General features: G+C 58.2%; 19 protein-coding genes. 8 read left to right on the plus strand and 11 right to left on the minus strand.

Annotated elements, in window-relative coordinates; translation table 11 throughout:
- Positions 1-9: 9 nt before the first annotated feature.
- Both QZ862_RS17920 and QZ862_RS17925 read right to left on the minus strand, forming a co-directional pair.
- Positions 10-417, minus strand: a complete 408-nt coding sequence (locus QZ862_RS17920; protein ID WP_296074460.1) for a hypothetical protein — start codon at positions 415-417, stop codon at positions 10-12.
- Entirely contained in the window at positions 414-1667 is a 1254-nt protein-coding gene (locus QZ862_RS17925) for a sarcosine oxidase subunit beta family protein (RefSeq protein WP_112520933.1), read from the minus strand. The genes QZ862_RS17920 and QZ862_RS17925 overlap by 4 nt, the downstream gene beginning before the upstream one ends.
- Before the next feature lie 305 nt (positions 1668-1972).
- Here QZ862_RS17925 and rpsU point away from each other — a divergent pair, with 305 nt between their 5' ends.
- Positions 1973-2200 (plus strand): 30S ribosomal protein S21, encoded by a 228-nt coding sequence (rpsU, locus tag QZ862_RS17930; RefSeq protein ID WP_296014350.1) that lies wholly within the window; start codon positions 1973-1975, stop codon positions 2198-2200.
- Between the two features lie 183 nt (positions 2201-2383).
- Positions 2384-3208, plus strand: coding sequence for a tetratricopeptide repeat protein (locus tag QZ862_RS17935; protein ID WP_296014480.1), 825 nt, complete (start codon positions 2384-2386; stop codon positions 3206-3208).
- A 348-nt stretch (positions 3209-3556) separates the two neighbouring features.
- Here the strand turns inward: QZ862_RS17935 and QZ862_RS17940 are convergent, their stop codons facing one another.
- From QZ862_RS17940 to QZ862_RS17950, 3 genes are read right to left on the minus strand one after another with little or no spacing between them, the layout of a single operon-like run.
- Positions 3557-6646, minus strand: coding sequence for an efflux RND transporter permease subunit (locus QZ862_RS17940; protein ID WP_296074457.1), 3090 nt, complete (start codon positions 6644-6646; stop codon positions 3557-3559).
- Positions 6643-7725 carry an efflux RND transporter periplasmic adaptor subunit gene (locus QZ862_RS17945; protein WP_296074453.1) on the minus strand — a complete coding sequence of 361 codons (1083 nt, stop codon included), beginning with the start codon at positions 7723-7725 and terminating at the stop codon, positions 6643-6645. The genes QZ862_RS17940 and QZ862_RS17945 overlap by 4 nt, the downstream gene beginning before the upstream one ends.
- The gene (locus QZ862_RS17950) at positions 7722-8798 is read right to left on the minus strand and encodes an efflux RND transporter periplasmic adaptor subunit (protein WP_296101229.1); all 1077 of its coding nucleotides are present in this window, start codon (positions 8796-8798) and stop codon (positions 7722-7724) included. Before QZ862_RS17950 ends, QZ862_RS17945 begins: the two co-directional genes overlap by 4 nt.
- A 206-nt stretch (positions 8799-9004) precedes the next feature.
- Between QZ862_RS17950 and QZ862_RS17955 the strand changes: the two genes are divergently transcribed.
- Positions 9005-9658, plus strand: a complete 654-nt coding sequence (locus tag QZ862_RS17955) for a TetR/AcrR family transcriptional regulator (RefSeq protein ID WP_296101230.1) — start codon at positions 9005-9007, stop codon at positions 9656-9658.
- Positions 9659-9842: 184 nt separating this feature from the next.
- Here QZ862_RS17955 and QZ862_RS17960 read toward each other — a convergent pair whose 3' ends face one another.
- Together QZ862_RS17960 and QZ862_RS17965 are read right to left on the minus strand one after the other, a co-directional pair.
- Positions 9843-11051, minus strand: coding sequence for a hypothetical protein (locus QZ862_RS17960; protein WP_296101231.1), 1209 nt, complete (start codon positions 11049-11051; stop codon positions 9843-9845).
- Between the two features lie 275 nt (positions 11052-11326).
- Positions 11327-12280 carry a LysR family transcriptional regulator gene (locus tag QZ862_RS17965; protein WP_296101232.1) on the minus strand — a complete coding sequence of 318 codons (954 nt, stop codon included), beginning with the start codon at positions 12278-12280 and terminating at the stop codon, positions 11327-11329.
- A 92-nt stretch (positions 12281-12372) separates the two neighbouring features.
- Here QZ862_RS17965 and QZ862_RS17970 point away from each other — a divergent pair, with 92 nt between their 5' ends.
- Positions 12373-13239 carry an aldo/keto reductase family oxidoreductase gene (locus tag QZ862_RS17970; protein ID WP_296101233.1) on the plus strand — a complete coding sequence of 289 codons (867 nt, stop codon included), beginning with the start codon at positions 12373-12375 and terminating at the stop codon, positions 13237-13239.
- Positions 13240-13396: 157 nt separating this feature from the next.
- On the opposite strand, the gene QZ862_RS17975 is transcribed toward QZ862_RS17970, so the two are convergent.
- On the minus strand, positions 13397-14215 hold the full coding sequence (locus tag QZ862_RS17975; protein WP_296101235.1) for a GGDEF domain-containing protein: 819 nt from the start codon (positions 14213-14215) through the stop codon (positions 13397-13399).
- A gap of 147 nt (positions 14216-14362) precedes the next feature.
- Entirely contained in the window at positions 14363-14575 is a 213-nt protein-coding gene (locus QZ862_RS17980; RefSeq protein WP_296101236.1) for a hypothetical protein, read from the minus strand.
- A gap of 218 nt (positions 14576-14793) precedes the next feature.
- Between QZ862_RS17980 and QZ862_RS17985 the strand changes: the two genes are divergently transcribed.
- Both QZ862_RS17985 and QZ862_RS17990 read left to right on the plus strand, forming a co-directional pair.
- Positions 14794-15297, plus strand: coding sequence for a hypothetical protein (locus QZ862_RS17985; protein ID WP_296101237.1), 504 nt, complete (start codon positions 14794-14796; stop codon positions 15295-15297).
- Complete coding sequence (locus QZ862_RS17990; RefSeq protein WP_296014362.1) at positions 15298-15453, plus strand: hypothetical protein; 156 nt, start codon at positions 15298-15300, stop codon at positions 15451-15453.
- A gap of 39 nt (positions 15454-15492) precedes the next feature.
- On the opposite strand, the gene QZ862_RS17995 is transcribed toward QZ862_RS17990, so the two are convergent.
- The gene (locus QZ862_RS17995) at positions 15493-16026 is read right to left on the minus strand and encodes a hypothetical protein (RefSeq protein ID WP_296101238.1); all 534 of its coding nucleotides are present in this window, start codon (positions 16024-16026) and stop codon (positions 15493-15495) included.
- An 84-nt stretch (positions 16027-16110) separates the two neighbouring features.
- Complete coding sequence (locus tag QZ862_RS18000) at positions 16111-16332, minus strand: aa3-type cytochrome c oxidase subunit IV (protein ID WP_296014365.1); 222 nt, start codon at positions 16330-16332, stop codon at positions 16111-16113.
- Positions 16333-16760: 428 nt separating this feature from the next.
- On the opposite strand from QZ862_RS18000, the gene QZ862_RS18005 reads away from it, so the two are divergent.
- Positions 16761-17300, plus strand: a complete 540-nt coding sequence (locus QZ862_RS18005) for a TRAP transporter small permease subunit (protein WP_113327415.1) — start codon at positions 16761-16763, stop codon at positions 17298-17300.
- 27 nt (positions 17301-17327) lie between these two features.
- Positions 17328-18830 carry a TRAP transporter large permease subunit gene (locus tag QZ862_RS18010; protein WP_296101239.1) on the plus strand — a complete coding sequence of 501 codons (1503 nt, stop codon included), beginning with the start codon at positions 17328-17330 and terminating at the stop codon, positions 18828-18830.
- Positions 18831-19010 lie beyond the last annotated feature (180 nt).

Raw genomic sequence — 19010 nt, forward strand, 5'->3', positions numbered from 1 at the left:
AATGTTCCCTCAAAGAGAGCTTTCCGGAATCACCGTTCCGGCGGGTTGGTCACACAGGCGCTTTCCCATGGTGATGTAGGGGGAGAGCCTGTTCGTTAGTTCTTCAAAATTCGCATAGGGACGAAACGCATTGCCGCGCCCCATATTGACCACCGCCATCGACATAAGATTGCTGTCGAGCGCGACGGGATATTCATTCTCGCCGTCCGGGCCTTTCGGCACGAAATAGACGAGCCTCTGGCCAAGGCTTGGAGCGCACATCAAAAAGCCCTCCTGCGCCAAAAACGGCCAGTTCTCCTCTCCCTGCACCTTGCGAATGGTCTGCACCCGAAAATCGCCAGCCTCTGGAAGAACCGGACCGGCATCGGCCGCAGAGGCCATAGACGCAGCAGCAAGAAGAGCGGCTGGTATTTTCAATGGGCAACCGCCGCAGCTGCCGCTTCATCGATCAAGCGTCCGGTGCGGAAGCGGTCGAGGTTCAGCCCCGCCGCCAGCCGGTGCGGCTCGCCACGCGCAATCAGATGCGCAAAGAGATGCGCCGAACCAGGGGTCGCCTTGAAGCCGCCAGTACCCCATCCGCAATTGACGAAGAGGTTCGGAACCGGCGTGACACTCTGGATCGCCGAACGGTCCGGTGTGTTGTCGGTAATGCCGCCCCACTGGCGCATCATCTTCACACGGCGAAAGATCGGGAAGAGCTCGCAAATGGCATCCAGCGTATGGGTGATGATCTGCAAGCCGCCGGTCTGCGAGTAGGAGTTGTACTGGTCGGTACCGGCACCGATGACCAGCTCGCCCTTGTCGGACTGCGAGATATAGGCATGCACGGTGTTGGACATCACCACGCAGGGGAAGATGGGTTTCAGCGGCTCGGAGACCAGCGCCTGCAACGGGTTGGAGGCAAGCGGTACGCGCACATCGGCCATCTTCATGATGACGGAGGAATGACCGGCAGCCGATACGCCGATCTTCTTGGCGCCAATGAAGCCGCGATTGGTTTCTACACCCGTCACCGCACCATCCGGACCACGACGGATCGCGGTCACTTCGCAGTTCTGGATGATGTGGACACCGCGATCGGATGCCGCACGGGCATAACCCCAGGCCACCGCATCGTGACGGGCCGTACCGCCGCGACGCTGCAGGGCAGCACCATTGATGGCGTAGCGGGCGTTCGCCGAAATATCGAGCGGCGGGCAATAGGCCTTGGCCTGTTCCGGCGTCAGCCATTCATTGTCGATGCCGTAGAGACGGTTGGCATTGATATGGCGCTTGAAGGACTGCTGGTCATGCACATTGTGCGACAGCATCATCACGCCGCGCGCCGAATACATGACGTTGTAGTTCAGATCCTGGCTCAAGCCTTCCCACAATTTGAGGGAATGCTCGTACATATCCATGCTCTCTTCATAGAGATAGTTCGAGCGGATAATGGTGGTGTTGCGGCCAGTATTGCCGCCGCCGAGCCAGCCTTTTTCCAGAACGGCGATGTTGGTGATGCCATGTTCCTTGGCCAGATAATAAGCGGCACCGAGACCATGGCCGCCGCCACCGATGATGATGACGTCATATTCCTTGCGCGGCTCGGGAGAAGCCCACTGAGCATCCCATCCCTTGTGGGCTCGCATTGCCTCGCGAGCCACGGCAAAAACAGAAAATTTGCGCATTCGCAAGCAACTCCCTGAAGACAGGCTGGATTATTCCGGCTGAGGCCCGAACATGACAAATCAAAGAACATGACAGTGTTCCTTTTGCGACGTGCGACATGAATGTTTTGACATGGGTCATAACTTTCGCGACACCCCTTGTATTTTCGTTTGGAGATACAGTTAACGGCTGGACTTCAGGGAAACGATCTGATATTGCACCTCACCAATCGCGCGGCCAGCCGGCCACACGAACGATTTTTTGTTTGCCTGCGAATGCCTTTATTCGCATGGCAAGATAACCAAGCTAAAGGAACGGGATTCACGTGCAGGTACTAGTCCGCGATAACAACGTTGATCAGGCGCTTCGCGCTCTCAAGAAGAAAATGCAGCGCGAAGGTATCTTCCGCGAAATGAAGATGCGCGATTACTACGAGAAGCCTTCGCAGAAGCGCGCTCGCGAAAAGGCTGAAGCCGTTCGCCGCGTTCGCAAGCTGGCTCGCAAGCGCATGCAGCGTGAAGGTCTGATCGCCGGTCCGCGCACTGGCCGCTGATAGGCCGTCTTTTCGACGTTTTTGAATGCTTATGGGGCGGGGGCGATTTATTCGCCGCCGCTCTTTGAGTTTGTGGCTGCATGAATGGCCTTGAGAGGGAACCCATATCGTATGAACGCTGTTGATATCCGTGAATCCAGACGTCCTTTCGCCCTCTTCCACGGCGTATCTCAGAGAAAAACCATGCGGCTCTCCTCCACCCTCATCCTCTGCGGCATGGTTGCGGCTCTTGCCGGCTGCGCCACCACCTCCCCCACGAGCGACGTCTTCCAGATCGACCGCGCTCAAGGCTCCGAGCAGAACATCGCCTCGCTGACCTCGGTCATCAACGCGAACCCGCAGGACCCGGAGGGCTACAACGTTCGCGGATCGGCTTACGGCCGCGCCGGTGACTCCAAACGCGCCATTGCCGATTTCAATCAGGCCCTCCAGATTAACCCGCGCTTCTATCAGGCCTATGCCAACCGCGCGCTCGTCTACCGCAATATGGGCCAGCAGCAGCAGGCGCTTCAGGATTACAACAGCGCGCTGCAGATCAACCCGAACTATGACGTGGCGCTGATCGGTCGCGGCAATCTCTACCGCCAGTCAGGCCGCACCAACGAAGCCTTCAATGATTTCACCGCCGCCATCAACACAGACACGACCGATGGCCGCGCCTATCACAACCGTGGCCTGATCTATCAGCTGCGCAATCAGCACAGCCAGGCCATCGAAGATTTTTCCAAGGCCATCTCGCTCTCGCCCAATTCGCCCGAGCCCTATAACGGCCGCGGCATTTCATACATCGCGCTGAACGACGACGAAAACGCCTTTGCCGATTTCAACCACGCCATCGCGCTGGACGGCGATCTGGCGGAGTCCTGGGCGAACCAGGCACTGGTCTATGAGCGACGCGGCGAGAGAGACAAGGCGTATAAATCCTACAGCCACGCCGCCCGCCTGGACCCCAAATACAAACCCGGCGTCGACGGCGCTGCCCGCCTGCGCGGCGCTGGCGCCTCGTAAGGTCTCTGCCGTTTCAATGGCGTAGGGACCGCAACGACGAGCGATGGGGACTATTCGCCTCTCGCCTACTCTACGCTATGAGGTAGCAGGATTGCATCCGTCACGCGGTTCACGTGACCTTGAAGCTCGCCTCGCTGTCATACTCGCCCTTGAGGCGAGATCCACGGTCCCACTGTCAAGCACGTGAGCATATGGACCCTCGGGTGAAGCCCGAGGTTGACGACCGGCCGGGTTTCGCCCCGTAGCCCAAGAGCGCTTCAGCCGCTTTTTCCGAGCCGTTCAGCCGAAGCCATAAACCTGAAACGAGAAAAAAGGCCCCGCCAGTCGATCGATGGCAGGGCTCTTTCGTCATGCAGGCTTGGCGTCGCCTTCTGCCGTCGCATCCGGCTCAGCCTTCTTCTCCTCCGGCTTGATCCGGAACCAGGCCACGTAGAGTGCAGGCAGGAAGAGCAGCGTCAGCACCGTGCCGACCACGATACCACCCATCATCGCATAGGCCATCGGGCCCCAGAACACCTCGCGCGAGATCGGGATCAACGCCAAGGTCGCTGCCGCCGCCGTCAGCATGATCGGGCGCATGCGGTGTTCCGTCGCCTCGATCACCGCCTGCCAGGCGGGCACGCCCTCCTTGCGCAGGTCTTCGATCTGCACCACGAGAATGACCGAGTTTCGAATGAGGATACCGATCAGCGCCAGAATGCCGAGGATCGCGACGAAGCCCATCGGTGCGTTGCTGAGAAGCAGCGCCGCCACCACGCCGATGAGTGCGGTGGGCGCCACCGCAAAGACCAGGAACAGACGGCTGAAGCTCTGCAACTGGATCATCAGGATCGTCGCCATGGCAAAGAGCATGAAGGGCGCGACGGCTGCAATCGGCCCCTGCGCCTCCGCACTCGATTCCACCGACCCGCCGATCTCGATCTTGTAGCCCACCGGCAGCGTCTTGATGAAGGCGTCGACCTGCGGCTGAAGCGCGGTCACGATTGTGGCCGGCTGCGTTGGACCCTTGATCGCCGCCTTCAGGGTGATCGTCGGAATGCGATCGCGTGATGCGATCATGGCTTGCTCCACATCGTAGCGCAGATTTGCCACCGCCGAGAGCGGAATGAGCTTTCCGCCGGAACCTGGAATTTGCAGGTTCTGCAGCGTCTCGATGGAGCCACGCTCATCGGCTGCCGCACGCCCGATCACATCGACGAGGTAGATGTCGTCGCGCACCTGCGTGGCGCTTGCCCCTTCTACGATGGAGTTCAGCACGGTGGCGATATCTTCGGAACTGACGCCGAGCTGCCGGGCCTTGTCCTGCAACACATCCACCTTGACCACGCGGGACGGCTCGTTCCAGTCATAGATCATGTTGGTCAGCAGCGGGTGTTGGCCGACGACGCCTGCAAACCGCATCGAGATATCGCGCACTTTCTGAATGTCGGGGCCGCTGATGCGATACTGAACCGGCTTTCCGACCGGCGGGCCGATATCGAGCAGTTTTACGAAGGCATCGGTGCCGGGGAACGTCTCATTCAGATATTTCTGGAAATCGGCTCGAATGCGGTCGCGTGCCTCGAGGCTTTTCGACACGATGATGGTCTGGCCGAAAAACGCATTCTGGCTCTGCACGTCGAAGGACAGAATGAAGCGGGGCGCACCCTGACCGACATAGGTCGTCCAGTGGTCGATATCCGCGTTATTGGCGAGCTTCTCGCGCTCGAACTGCGCTATCTGGCGGTTGGTTTCTGCAATCGAGCTGTTCTGCGGCAAGTTCCAGTCGACGATCAGTTCGGGCCGGTCGGAGCTTGGGAAGAACTGCTGCTGCACCAGGCCCATGCCGCCCACCGACACGCCGAAGATGGCGATGGTGAGCAAAATGGTCACCCAGCGCCAACGCATGGCCGTTTGCAGCAGGCTGGAGAAGATCCGCGCAAACCTGCCCTTGCCCTCATGATGCCCCTTCATCTGCTTGGGCAGCATGACGACGCCGAGAAGCGGGGTGAAGAGAACCGCGACGATCCACGAGACAAGCAGCGACACCGCAATGACGACGAAGAGCGTGAAGGTGAACTCGCCCGCCGCACTGCTGTTCAGACCGATCGGGATGAAGCCCGCGACGGTGACGAGCGTGCCCGTCAGCATCGGAAAGGCAGTCGAGGTGTAGACGTATGTGGCGGCCTTTCGCAGATTATCCCCGGCCTCCAGCCGCGCCACCATCATCTCCACTGCAATCATCGCATCGTCGACCAGAAGCCCGAGTGCGATGATCAAGGCGCCGAGAGAGATGCGTTGCAGCGAAATACCGCTGAACTCCATATAGACGAAGGTGATGGCCAGCACGAGCGGAATGGACACCGCCACCACCAGACCGGCGCGAAAACCAAGGCTGATGAAGCTGATGACGAGAACGATGGCGACCGCTTCGAACAGCGCACGGGTGAAGCCGGACACCGCCTCTTCCACCACGGCAGGCTGATCGGAAACGCGGTGAACATCCACGCCGATGGGCAGATCTGCGACGATGGCCTTGATATGCTCGTCCACCGCCGCGCCGAACTCCAGAAGGTTTGCGCCCGCGCGCATGCCGATCGCAAGTCCGATGGCGGGCGTGCCGTTATAGCGGAACAACGCGGTTGGCGGATCGACATAACCACGGCGGATGGTGGCCACGTCTGTCAGCGGGAAGAAGCGGTCATTGACGCGCAGATTGATGGACTCCAGCGCATTTTCCGAGGCGAATTGCCCGCCGACGCGAATGGCGATGCGCTCAGGCCCCGCGGTGACGAAGCCGGATTGGGTCACCGCATTCTGCGCCTGAAGTGTCGTGATGATCGACTGGCGATCGATGCCAAGCGCTGCGATCTTGCGGGTCGAAAACTCCAGATAGATCGCTTCGTCCTGCGCCCCGATAATATCCACCTTGCCGACATTGGGAATGGTCAGGATCTTGGAGCGCGCATCCTCGACCAGATCGCGCAGCTGGCGCTGGGAGAGACCGTCACTGGTAAAGGCGAAGATGTTGCCGAAAACATCGCCGAAGCGGTCGTTGAAGAACGGCCCCTGCACGCCGGAGGGAAAATCGCCGCGAATGTCGGAAATCATGTTGCGGACGCGACGCCATGTCGGCTCCACGTCCCTGGCTTTCGTCGTGGGCAGCAGCTCGAGGAAAACGGTTGTCTTGCCGGCGGTCGTTTCGCTGCGGGTATAATCGAGCGATTCCAGCTCCTGCAGCTTCTTCTCGATCCGGTCGGTCACCTGGCGGCTGACCTCTTCGGCCGTGGCGCCCGGCCACGCTGCCGAGATCACCATCGTCTTGATGGTGAAGTTCGGATCTTCTTCGCGGCCCAGATTGAGATAGGAGAACACGCCTGCGATCAGGAAGACGATCATGAAATACCAGACGAGCGAGCGGTGCTCGAGCGCCCAGTCGGAGAGATTGAACTTTTTCACTGTGCGAGCTCCTGATCGACGCGGATCGACTGTCCGTCCTCAAGCGTGTTGACACCGGCCACCACGACGCGGTCGCCCGGCGAAACGCCTTGTTTGATAGTGACATAGCCATAGGCATTGGGTTCGCCGTCTACCACGACGGGACGAAGCGTAACCTTGGCCGCGGCTTCATCGACGATCCACACAGCCGTCTGGTTGTCGCGGCTGCGGATCGCAGTTGCGGGGAGCATCAGCGTTGGTTGATCGGCAGCGCTGGCAGAGGCCGTGACGACCGCACCGAGACGGAAGGCTTCACCCGGATTGCTGAGCGCGATCTTGGTTCTGCGCGTGCGGGTCGCCGCATCCGCCTGTGGGGCGATTTCGCGCACCGTGCCGGGCACGCGCACCTTCGGGTCCAGCTGCAATGCCACCTGGAAGGGCATTCCGGGCTTCAACTGCTCGGCCACCGACTGCGGTACGTCGATGACTGCATCCCGCTCATCCGGCTTGGCAATCGTGACAATCACCTGGCCGACGGTCACGACCTGCCCCAACTCGGCGGATGTTGCCGTCACCACACCATCGAACTCCGCCGTCAGCTGTGCGTAACCGAGCTGCTCATTGGCCTTGTTGAGATTGGCCTCGGCACGCGCGACAGAAGCGACCGCCGTCTTTAGCCCCTGCTCCGCCTCTTCGAGTGCGGCGCGGGTGCCGGAGCGGGTTTCGGCAAGCTGCAACTGGCGCTGCTGCGTGCTCTGTGCATTGCGAAGCTGCGCCTGCGCATTGGAAAGATCCGACTGTGCGCTGCGCACCGCAAGCTCCAGCGAGGTCGGGTCGATTGTCGCGATCACGTCACCCTGCTTGACGATATCGCCAACCGAAACGGTGCGCGACGTCAAACGGCCAAGTGCGCGAAAACCGAGCTGTGCTTCGAAGCGCGGAGAAACCGTGCCGGCGAAGCTCAAGGGATGGGCGGGCATTTCCTTGGCCACGACGGACAAAACCGGGCGCGGCGGCGCAGCCTCGTCCTGCTTGTCCTCACTGCAGGCTGCAAGCATCAGGCCGGACAGAAGCACTGTAAGAATATGAGCCTTGTTCATCGCGATGCCACCTCTTTGGGAGCGACCTTTTCATCCGGGCGAAGGAATTTGGCGCCTTCGAAAACCACAATCTCACCTTCCTTCAGACCCTGCTTCACAATGAAATGTCCTGTCTCGTAGTCCTCGACTTCGATGACGCGCAGCGTAACCTTTGAGGAGGCAGGATCGACGACCCAGACAGCAGGCCTCCCATCCTTCGAGGACATGGCAGACCATGGCAGAACGATCGCCGCCTGCGGCTCATACTGGAATTCACCCTTGACCGCGGCGCCGAGCGGCATCTGCCCGTCGCCTGGAAGCCCGACCTTGACCCGCACCGTGCCCGTGGAAGCATCGATGGTCGGCGAAATCTCGCGCACCTTCGCCGTCACCTGCTTGGTTGGATCCGACAGAAGCGTAATCGTCACCTCGTGCTTGATCGGGCGTCCGAGAAACAGCGTTTCCACAACTTCGAAAATCGCATCCCTTGGTCCGTCCTGCGCCAGCGTAAAGATGGCGGACGCCGCTTGCGCCACCTGCCCCACCTCCGCATTGCGCGCCGTGATCACGCCGTCGCGCTCGGCTTTCAACTCGGTATAGGACAGCGCTTCCTTGGCCGTTCCGAGCTGCGCTTCGGCAGAACGTTCGCTGCCTTGAGCGGTGGATAAAGCCTCCTGCGCCTGATCGAGAGCGGAGCGTGCCGTCACCTGCGTATCGAAAAGCTTCTGCTGGCGGGCAAAGGCCAATTCCGCCTGGATGCGCTGTGCGGTGGCAGCCTCCAGATTGGCCTGCGCGACGGCCAGATCGGCCTGCTGCTCCTGCGCATCGATACGCGCCAGCACCTGCCCCGCCATGACGTGATCGCCCACATCGACCTTGCGATCGATGATCTTGCCGCCCACGCGGAAGGAGAGATCGGTTTCGACACGCGCGCGAATTTCACCGGTCACCGCGCCGCCCGTCGTCAGCTGTTCGCTCTTGACGGTAACGACCCGCACCTGGCGCGACTCCGCCTCCCGCTCGCCTTCCTGTTGGCTGCACGACGTCAGGAAACCCGCGCCTGCAATCAGGAGAACGCTCACAATATGCTTCATGGCAGAACCCTATGATGGAGATATCGTGAATGCGTATATTTGACTGACCGGAAAGTCAATGATAACTTCGGATACATGTCACCCAAGCGCTGTCATTTGAGAGAACGACGCGCGATGGAATACGGGATATAGCGCAGGAACGGATCGATGTGATCGTAACCCGCGTTGAAACTGTCGATGCCGAATGAAGGGAATGCCAACCACCGATGTTTAAGCTGTGCCAATCCAAGGTGGGGAAAAAACTGACGCGTGCCGAGCAGAAGCAGCTCCGCCCCGCTCAAATTCTGGACGCGGCCTTTACCGAGTTCGTCAGACACGGATACGCCGCAACCCGGGTCGAAGACATCGCCAAACATGTCGGCGTCACCAAGGGCACGGTCTATGTGTATTTCGAGACCAAGGAAATCCTCTTCGAAGCCACCATCCGCCACGCCTCCACATCCTTCGCCGACATCGTCAAAAGTGAAGACACCCGCACCGGCACGGCTTCCGAGAAGATCAGGTCGCTTCTAAACGCCCTCTACGATCATCTCGACGAAGACCACCAGAACCGTGAAATCCTCAAGCTGATCATCGCAGAAGGCCAGAAGTTCCCGGACATCGTCGCCCGGCACGAACAATACGTCTTCCAGCCCCTGATCGACAGAATTGTCGAACTCGTTAAGGAAGGCGCTGCCGCTGGCGAACTGAAAAGCGACTACATTGCCTTCCCCGAACTAGTCATCGCGCCTCTGATGACGCTGACCGTTCTGAGGATCATCTTCGAAGAGCGCATGGACATCGACATAAAAGGCTACCGAGCCGCCCATCTCGAGCTGCTTCTCAACGGACTTTTGGTAAAGAATGCTCGGGAAGAGTAAGAACGTTGCTGAGCGGTCGCGATGAGCTTTCTTCGTTCAGCGACTGCTTTGCGCCAACACCGATCGATCAGAAATGCTTACCTCTTACCCAAACAACATTTGTTCCTGTGTCTGATGCATCCAATAGCCGCTACGCGCTGACCGGTCAGCGAATGGATCAGACCTGGCAGGCAAATCAGCGGCATCACGTCACACCGTAGATTTTTGAGGCCATCTCCCTAACGTTAGGTGGGGTGTCCGCCTCCAGTTCTTCGAGGTAGGCCATAAAGTCGTCGCGGTTGGCAAAGGAGAAAATTCTCGCCTTGTATTCTAAATCTTCCAAGAGTGGCCGCTCTTGGAGTAATTGAGCTGACGTCTTGTCAACAAACATTGCATCAAGATATGGGGCGTAGGCTGATATGGCGCGGATATCGTTGATCATCCCCTTGTTGATGATGGTCTTCTGACCTCCTATGACCCGTTTGGCTGTGGCAGCGAAAAGATAAGCTGAAATGCGATGATGTGGTAGCTGTCTACAGAGGTCAGACGCCCATACTTTTCGGACCATTTGGCCTGCCTCGTGATAAGGAACGCCCATACTTTGCATCTTATTTAATAGAGTTCGGGCTTCCCTTTGTATCGGGGAGTTGACGGCGTTGAATACGACGTCCGGATCGGCACTAGACCTCTTTCTTTCAGTTGTGGCCAATGCGCCGACCTTCGCAGCAAGAACTGCGTCCAACTCCAACTTTAGCACGTCATTGAAAGTCGGTTTTTCTGCTGCCCAACGAGCTGCGAGCTTCTCCATCTCAGCATGTGCTTCGTCACGCATCTTGCGAAGGCCATTGGCAAATTGGCTATAATCGGACCGCACGGAGATGTGCATGTCAGAAAGCCATTCATTCCGCGGGCTTTCTAAGACTTCGTCAACGGAGAGATCGAGGGATAGAGATGTTCCGTTCAGGTAGGCGTCTGCGGCAGCCAGCACTTGCTTTAACTCGATAGACGAGGTGGCGGATAATGAGACGTCTCCACCTATAAACTCATATGCCTCCCGCAGCTCCGTTGCACTGTGAAAGACGGCTGTTTCGTCTCGGTGGATGTCAGAGTGAGGTAGAATGATCTGTTGCAGCAGAACGAGGCGGCGTACGCGCTCGTGCAATTCCGTGGCGAACGCTTCGTGCCCAACTGGCAAGCGCCCACCAGAGATAACATTGAAGAGCAAGCTGAAGACGAACTGATCGAGGTAGATAACCTTTTTGTCGATCGGTGGCAGGACGATGTTTTCGGTATGCCGACAATTTGAACATCTCATAGTAAGGGTGCGGCCACCGGCTCGGAGTATTCCTAACGTTGTCTTTTTACAGATCACACATACAGAAAATGGCGCCCTCTCCCAGGTAAAACCGTTCATTATTTCACCTTGATGTTGACTCCTGTTTCCAGCGGGAAATACAAAACTCACACATGATATCCGAACGGCAGGCTCCCCTCAATAACAGGTGAAATGTGTTGAGCTCAGGTCGCTTGGGCCAATGCCAGACGTGCCTCTCCTCTTGAAGATGGTGCCCTAGAGCGTTCTAAAAGGAATGGTGCAAGGTAACAATTCTCACACGCTCGCCGGCAAGATGAAGGTATGGTGGCCTACCCACTACAAAATCTCCTAATCGGACCAAGCCTGTCTTGAGTTCACGTTCCAGACAATAGAATTTTCGGTGGCAATTTATTCGTCTGCCTCACGAAATCGATAAACGCCCGCAAAGGTGCCGGCACCAGCCGCCGTCCGGAATAATACAGAAACGGGCCGGGAAACCGCAGCCACCAGTCTTCCATCACCGGCACCAGATCACCTCTATCAAAGTGCGGCCTCAGCCAATCCTCGAAAATGTAAATCATGCCGGAGCCGGCAATCGCTGCGTCGATACCGAGATCGGTGCCGCCGCCGAATTGGACGACGAGATTGCCTTTTGGATTGATGACGACGTCTTGCCCTTGGCGTTCGAACTCCCAAGGCGGTATGGCGCGACCTGAAAACCGGCCTAGAATGCACTCATGCGAGAGCAGGTCTTGCGGGTGTTGCGGCGTGCCTCGTCTCGCCAGGTAATCCGGCGATGCAGCAAGGGCAAAGCGCTGCTGGCGCGGGCCGATGGGCACGGCCACCATATCCTGCTCAAGCCTTTCATCATAACGGATGCCTGCATCGCAGCCGCTCTGGATGATATCGACGAAACTCTCGTCGGTGACGATCTCAAGCCTGATGTCCGGATAGGCCGCAAGGAATGGAGGCACGATTTTGGGCAGGACCAGCTTTGCGGCACTCATCGGGACATTGAGCCTGAGCTCGCCCGACGTGCGGCCGCGGCTGCTTTTGACCTCGTCAAGCGCCGAGGCCACCTCTGCGAAGGCCGGTGCGGTACGCTCCAACAGCAGGCGTCCCGTATCCGTCAGCAGCACGCTTCTTGTGGTGCGATTGAACAGCCGCACCCCTAGCTCGTCTTCCAGCCGCTTCACCGCATCGCTCAGTGCTGAGGAACTGATGCCACTTTCGCGCGCGGCCTGGCGAAACCCCTTGGACCGCGCCACCAGCAGAAACGCATTCAAATCCGTTAAATCCGCCACGCTAGCCTCCACAGAACACGACATTGTCCGCTGGGGCGGACAGCCTGTTCGGACTGTAGTGGATTGTCGCGAATATGCCACCGCTTTACTTTGAAGCAACACAAAGGAGACAGCCAATGGGCACGAGCGCAAATTCAGGAACATTCAAACTTGGCGATCACACCGTAAGTCGACTGGGCTATGGCGCGATGCAGCTCGCGGGCAAAGGCGTTTTCGGACCGCCGCGTGATCGTGCGGAGGCCATCGCCGTTTTACGCGAGGCAGTGGAAAGCGGCGTCAACCACATCGATACCAGCGATTTCTATGGCCCGCATATCACCAACGAAATCATCCGCGAAGCTTTGCATCCCTATGACAGTAACCTTCTGATCGTCACCAAGGTCGGAGCCAGCAGAGGTCCTGACGCATCCTGGAAGCCGGCGTTTTCACGCACCGAGCTGACACAGGCCGTCCATGACAATCTCCGCAATCTCGGGCTCGACGTGCTCGATGTGGTCAACCTGCGCGCCATGTTCGACGTTCACGGCCCGGCGGAAGGCTCATTGGACGAACCTCTTGAAGCACTGGCGGATCTGAAGCAGAAAGGCCTGATCCGGCACATCGGCCTGTCCAATGTCACGGCAAAGCAGATCGAGGATGCCGGAGAGATCACCGACATCGTTTGCGTCCAGAACCAGTACAATCTTGCGCATCGCAAGGACGATGCCTTGCTCGATACGCTTGCCGCGCGAGGCGTTGCCTATGTGCCGTTCTTCCCGCTTGGCGGCTTCTCGCCGCTGCAATCGTCTACCCTGTCCAATGTCGCCGCAAGTCTGGACGCCACGCCGATGCAGGTAGCGCTGGCCTGGCTGTTGCAGCGATCGCCGAACATTTTGCTGATCCCCGGCACATCGTCACGCACCCACCTGCGGGAAAATCTCGCGGTGGCAAACATCGATCTCCCTCCGGAGGCACTGTCGGAGCTGGATAACATGCAGCTTTGATGCTTGAACTTCACGCACAGGCGCGGTCCGTCGCGCCGCACAGGCTCGCGCGGGTAAAGCGTGTTGCGATCTTTCCGATTCGCTCCTTACGCTTTAGCTCCGTCTTCTTCCGCATGTCGTTATCGCAAAACCGCCGCACAGTTTTGCGCGACATGCTTTAGACGGCCACGCCGGCTTTCACCTTGAAATCCTCCGGCAACAGGTCACTGTGCAGGATCTGGTTTCGGCCTGATGATTTGGCCAGATAGAGCGCCCGGTCGCAGGCATTGAACAGATCCTCGAAGGAGGCATGGGACTCCTTGTCGGCCACCCCGCCGGACAGAGTAATGTGGACAAGCCTGTCTTTGATGTCCACGGGCCGGGCTGCCAGCATCTCGTTGCATCTTTGGGCGAGCGCGAGACGTTTTTGTGCGGTGAGCTGGACCGCCAGAACGGCGAATTCCTCACCACCAATTCTTGCAACCACATGAGGCTGCGGAAAAGCAGCCATCAGGTGTCGTGCCACGGTCACGATCGCATGGTCTCCGACATCGTGGCCGAACTCGTCGTTGATGCGCTTGAACCGGTCGATATCGAACAGGATGAGCGAAGCATCGTCGTCCGCTTTGGCCACCTCTTCCATGAAGGCACGACGATTGAGGAGCCCCGACAGCATGTCGGTGCGGCTCAGCCGTTCGAATGTCGCACGCGAGATGGACAGATGATGAATGGCAAGACCGACGAGATAGACGATCGAAAATGTCAGCGACGAGGCCACCACCGTCGATATGATCACGCCCACTGTCGCCCCTTGCCAGACATTGTAAGGCAGCAAGCCGAATGTGTTCATCAGATGATGGGCGACGATATTCAAAATGTCGGCAATCAGCGTAACGGCAACAGCCGTGCGAAGAGCAAAGGACAAGACCTTGTCCTTCGTTTCAAACCGGTCCGTGGCGCAAGCCTGCTGTATATGGCGTTCGACAAATGCAAGCATCGACCTTCCGGCTCCGTGTTTGAGCGATAGAGCCCCGTGCATCCTGTTTGGACGAACGGGGCTCTATAGTGTTTAAATTGACGCATGGCCTTGCCAATGCTGTGGTCGCCCCCGACCGGCATGACTGTTGCACGGGATGTTTTGAAATCACGTGAACAACGAAGGTGAATGTTCAATTACATTTGCCTCATGCGCCACTTCGGCTGCATCGTCCTCTGGGGGCGCCGAGAGGCCAAGCCGCATCAATAACGGATGCGGCATTATGGAAAGGCTGGGCCAGAGATAGAGATCAAGAACACGGCGTTGGCGCTGATGCATGAAGGGAAATGCTATTTGGTCAGGCTCGACGATGAACGGCATGTCGACCTCCTGCGCGAGGTCTATCCGTGCGTTGCCATCGTTTCCTTCCCGGCTAGAAGATGGAAGCCGTGGAACAGGCCGTCTTTGTCGATTTCGCGTTTCCGATATCCACGTGCAGCAGAGACAATCTTTTCAGGCTCCACGACTGGACCCCGAGCAGACAAGGGAACATGATGCTTCTCAATCGTCGTACTCTGTTGCTTCTGGGAGGATGGACAATGACGGCTTCGGCAGCCTCAGGGCAAATCTCATCCAGATTGCTATTCGACGGCAACCTTCTGGCCGACTATTTCCAGATCTATCTAAGAGATCAAAGCCACCCGGACCTTCCGTCCGATTATACGGAAGAGACTGTTGGCAAGCGTTTGATGATCGGTCCGCACGCTGCCATCGTTCACACTGCGCGCAATATGATCGTGCCGGTCAGCGTGGAGTGGTATGATGCACGGCCGCAGCCGGATGTGGAGCGCTACCAGCATGTGGCGGAAGCAAGCTTCGACTGCCCCTCAGGCATCTTGATCGTGGCTGGCTTGACGGACTATGAGCCGAGTGCATCAAGGCTTGCGGTTGAACCGGGACGACTGGGTGTCCGTGCAAATATGTCGGGCCTGGACACGATCAGCGAGGACGGCCTGGAAGGAAACGACCGATACCTCCTACAGCTGTGGCCTTCCCCGCAGCCACTCGGTCTTCAGGTTCTCAAGTCTTGGGTGGAGCGTTAGATGAAAAGAGCTGTCCCCTATCTTCTCATCTTTGCCGCCATCATGTTTCTCGTAAGCCTCCTTGGCTTCGTCATCGCGCTCGCCCCCTGGAGCTTGATCATGTTGGGTATCCCCATGCTCATCTCAACCTGCAGATCGGCTGCCAAAGACCGCTAAAGAATGCGGGCATGAGGCGGCGGGAAATAAGACGACGGCTTACTCCACCGGCGTCATCGTTCCCGTCGGAAAGGTGGCAGTTGCAAGCGACGGATAGACCTCGCGCACGATATTGATCTGCTGCGCATCGTCGATCCTGACCAGATACCACTTACCGTCATCGATCAGCGCCAGCGTCGAGGTCCTGGCCTCAATCTTCTGGCCTTGGGTTTCCATCAGGCTGCGCGACGGCACCAGCACATAGGGCGTGCCGTCAGGGGCTTGCTTGTAAGCCGCCTTGTCGACATCCATATCGAAATCGAGAAACTTGACCGAGGCAAGCGCGATCTGCATCTGCGTCTGCATCGCGCTTCGAAGCGTTGCCACGTCGACACCGGCCTTTGTGGCAATATGCTGAAGAACCTTGGGCGGCACGGAGGCGCCGACAAGGTCGAAGTCGCCCTGCTTCAGCGCAGTCTCGAAGCGCGCGATCTGCGCCTGGAGGTCGGCTTTTTCCTCGGCCGTGATTTCACGCGCCGAAGCACCCTGCCAAAAGCAGAGCGCCAGAAACACTGACAGGAATAGAGCCTTCATGACACACGCCTCTCATCGGTCTAATGACGTTGAGTGAGATAAAGCGCGACAGATGCCGCGCTGTCGTCAATGACGGTAATTGGCTTAGAGAATGAAGAAGCCTGCGGCCGACAGGATGAGGAAGACGAGCAATCCGCCGAAGAAGCCGCCGGTGGTGAAGAAGCCGACGGCCATGGCGATCATCAGCATGCAGACCAGCATGGTGCCGTATTTCGACGCCAGCAGGAAACCGTTATAGGTTTTCTCGTGCTCGGAATATTCCATTTTTGCGCCGAGTTCAACCGGTCCGCTATGGTGTTCACTCATACTTGTTTCCCCTCTATTGATCTGCGCTTACCGTCATCGTTCCATCTAGAGATGACGTCTTCCCTGATAACGAAGCAAGCGACAGAACGCTCCTTGTCAAGACCTACACAAAATTCGGCACCGACGCAACGCGGGTAACGCACTGTTTGCCCGGCAAAAACGCTTGGTCTTTGGGCGGATCGCGCAAGGCTCCTGGCCCTGGAAAGCTGGAGCATTTGTCACATCGACGCCACCTGCGCCAAGGAAAGCCCTGGATGGTCGGTGCACGACCTTCTTCCTAGTTGCATTTGGCAAAACCTGCCCATAACGATGGACTGAGGGAGGATTTCTGGTTGGGAGCGACAGGCGCGGGAGGACGTTTCGCCTGGGGTTTTCCGCCATAAAAATTCCTCCTCGAAAACCCGCAAAGGGATCGAAAGGGGAAAGCAATGCACGCGCTTTTGAAACTCAGCCGCGCCATCGACCTGTTGAGCGAGTCACTGGGGAAATTTTCAGGCTATCTGGTTCTCATCTGCTGCCTCGTCAGCGCCGGCAACGCCATCGTGCGTTATCTTTTCAATTACAGCTCGAACGGCCTTCTGGAAATCCAGTGGTACATGTTCGGCTTCATCGTTCTCATTGGCGCGTCCTATACGCTGCGCATGAACGAACATGTGCGTGTCGATATCATCTACGGCGCGATTGCACCGCGCACCCGCATCTGGGTGGATATTATTGGCATCGTTTTCTTCCTGCTTCCCGCCTGTTTTTATCTCGCCTGGCTGAGCTGGCCGATGTTCCTGCTCTCCTGGCAACAGAATGAAATGTCCTCCAATGCTGGCGGCCTTATCCGCTGGCCGGTCAAGCTCATCATCTTTGCGGGCTTCGCGCTCCTCGTCCTTCAGGGAATATCCGAACTGGTGAAGCGCATCGGTGCGCTGAACGGGCTCTATCAGCTCGACACCAAATACGAAAAACCGCTCCAGTAACGCCGGCGCCATTTTAAGGATATTCTGATGTTCGAATACGGTATTCTTCCACCGGCGATGTTCGTGGGCATGATCATCTTCATGCTCTATGGTTTTCCGGTCGCCTTCTCGCTCGCCACTGTCGGCCTTCTCTTCGGCGTCATCGGCATCTTCACAGAGCACTTCTCGCCCGCCTTCATGCAGGCTCTGCCGCTGCGCATCTTCGGCATCATCTCCAACGATCTGCTGCTCGCCATTCCTTTCTTCACCTTCATGGGCGCCATTCTGGAGAGATGCGGTCTTGCGGAAGATTTGCTGGAGGGGACCGGCAAGCTCTTCGGCGCCATTCCCGGCGGCCTTGCCTATGCGGTCATTCTGGTCGGCGCCATTTTGGGTGCCATCACCGGAACTGTGGCGGCCTCGGTCATCACCATGGGCGTCATTTCGCTGCCGATCATGTTGAAATACGGCTATAATCCGCGTGTCGCCACCGGCGTCATTGCCGCCTCCGGCACGATTACGCAGGTCATTCCGCCCTCTCTCGTCCTCATCGTTCTGGCAGACCAGCTCGGTCGCTCCGTTGGCGATATGTATCTCGGCGCAATCGGCCCGTCCTTCCTGCAGGTCGCCATTTTCATGCTCTTCATCCTCTTCCTCTCGGTCTTCCGGCCGAAGGATGTTCCGGCCCTGCCGCCGGAAGCACGCGGGGAGCTGAACCGGGCGCTGGTGCTGAAGGTTCTGGGCGGCATGATCCCTTCCATCGTGCTGATCTTCCTCGTTCTCGGCACCATCTTCCTTGGTCTTGCCACGCCAACCGAAGCAGGCGCTCTCGGCGTCGTCGGCGCGATGGCGCTTGCCGCCGCCCACCGCCGCCTCACCTGGGATCTCATCAAGCAGGGCATGCACTCCACCATGCACATCACATCGATGGTGGTGTTCATTCTCGTCGGTGCCACCTGCTTCTCGCTGGTGTTTCAGGGGATGGACGGATCGCTGTGGATCGAGCACATGCTGTCGGGCATTCCAGGCGGCCCCATCGGCTTCCTGATATTCGTCAACATCTTCATCTTCTTCCTCGCCTTCTTCCTCGATTTCTTCGAGATCGCCTTCATCGTCGTGCCGATGCTGGCCCCGATTGCGCAAGCTCTCGGCATCGATCTCATCTGGTTCGGCGTGCTGCTCTGCATCAACATGCAGACGAGCTTCATGCATCCGCCCTTCGGCTTCGCGCTCTTCTACCTGCGCTCGATTGCGCCGCGTACGGTCAAGACCTCGGACATTTATATGGGCGCAATCCCCTGGCTCGGCATGCAGCTGATCCTCGTCGCCATCGTCATCTTCTGGCCGGAATCCGTGACCTACTGGCTGGACAAGACACCGGAGGTCGATCTCAACACCATCAAGATCGAGGTCCCCGCCTTCGGCAATCAGGGCGGCGACACCATGCCGAATTTCGGCCTGCCCCCAATGGACGTCGCGCCAGGCCAGGGCGGCGGCAACGGCCTGCCCGGGATGCCGAACCTCAACGAACCGCCGAAGATCAATCCTTGATCGGGAATACTTGTTTGGCGCGGGCGAAAGCGCTATATTGAGGGAGTGGAAGACAGGGCGGCAACCCTGCCTTCCGGTTTGCTTATCTGAAGAATGTGAACCGGACAGTCATTGACCAGCCTGTCCGGTTTTTCTTCACGATAAACGCAATGCTCAGCGGTTTACGCATCACATTAGAGC

This window comes from uncultured Agrobacterium sp. (genome assembly GCA_913777615.1).
Lineage (GTDB): Bacteria > Pseudomonadota > Alphaproteobacteria > Rhizobiales > Rhizobiaceae > Agrobacterium.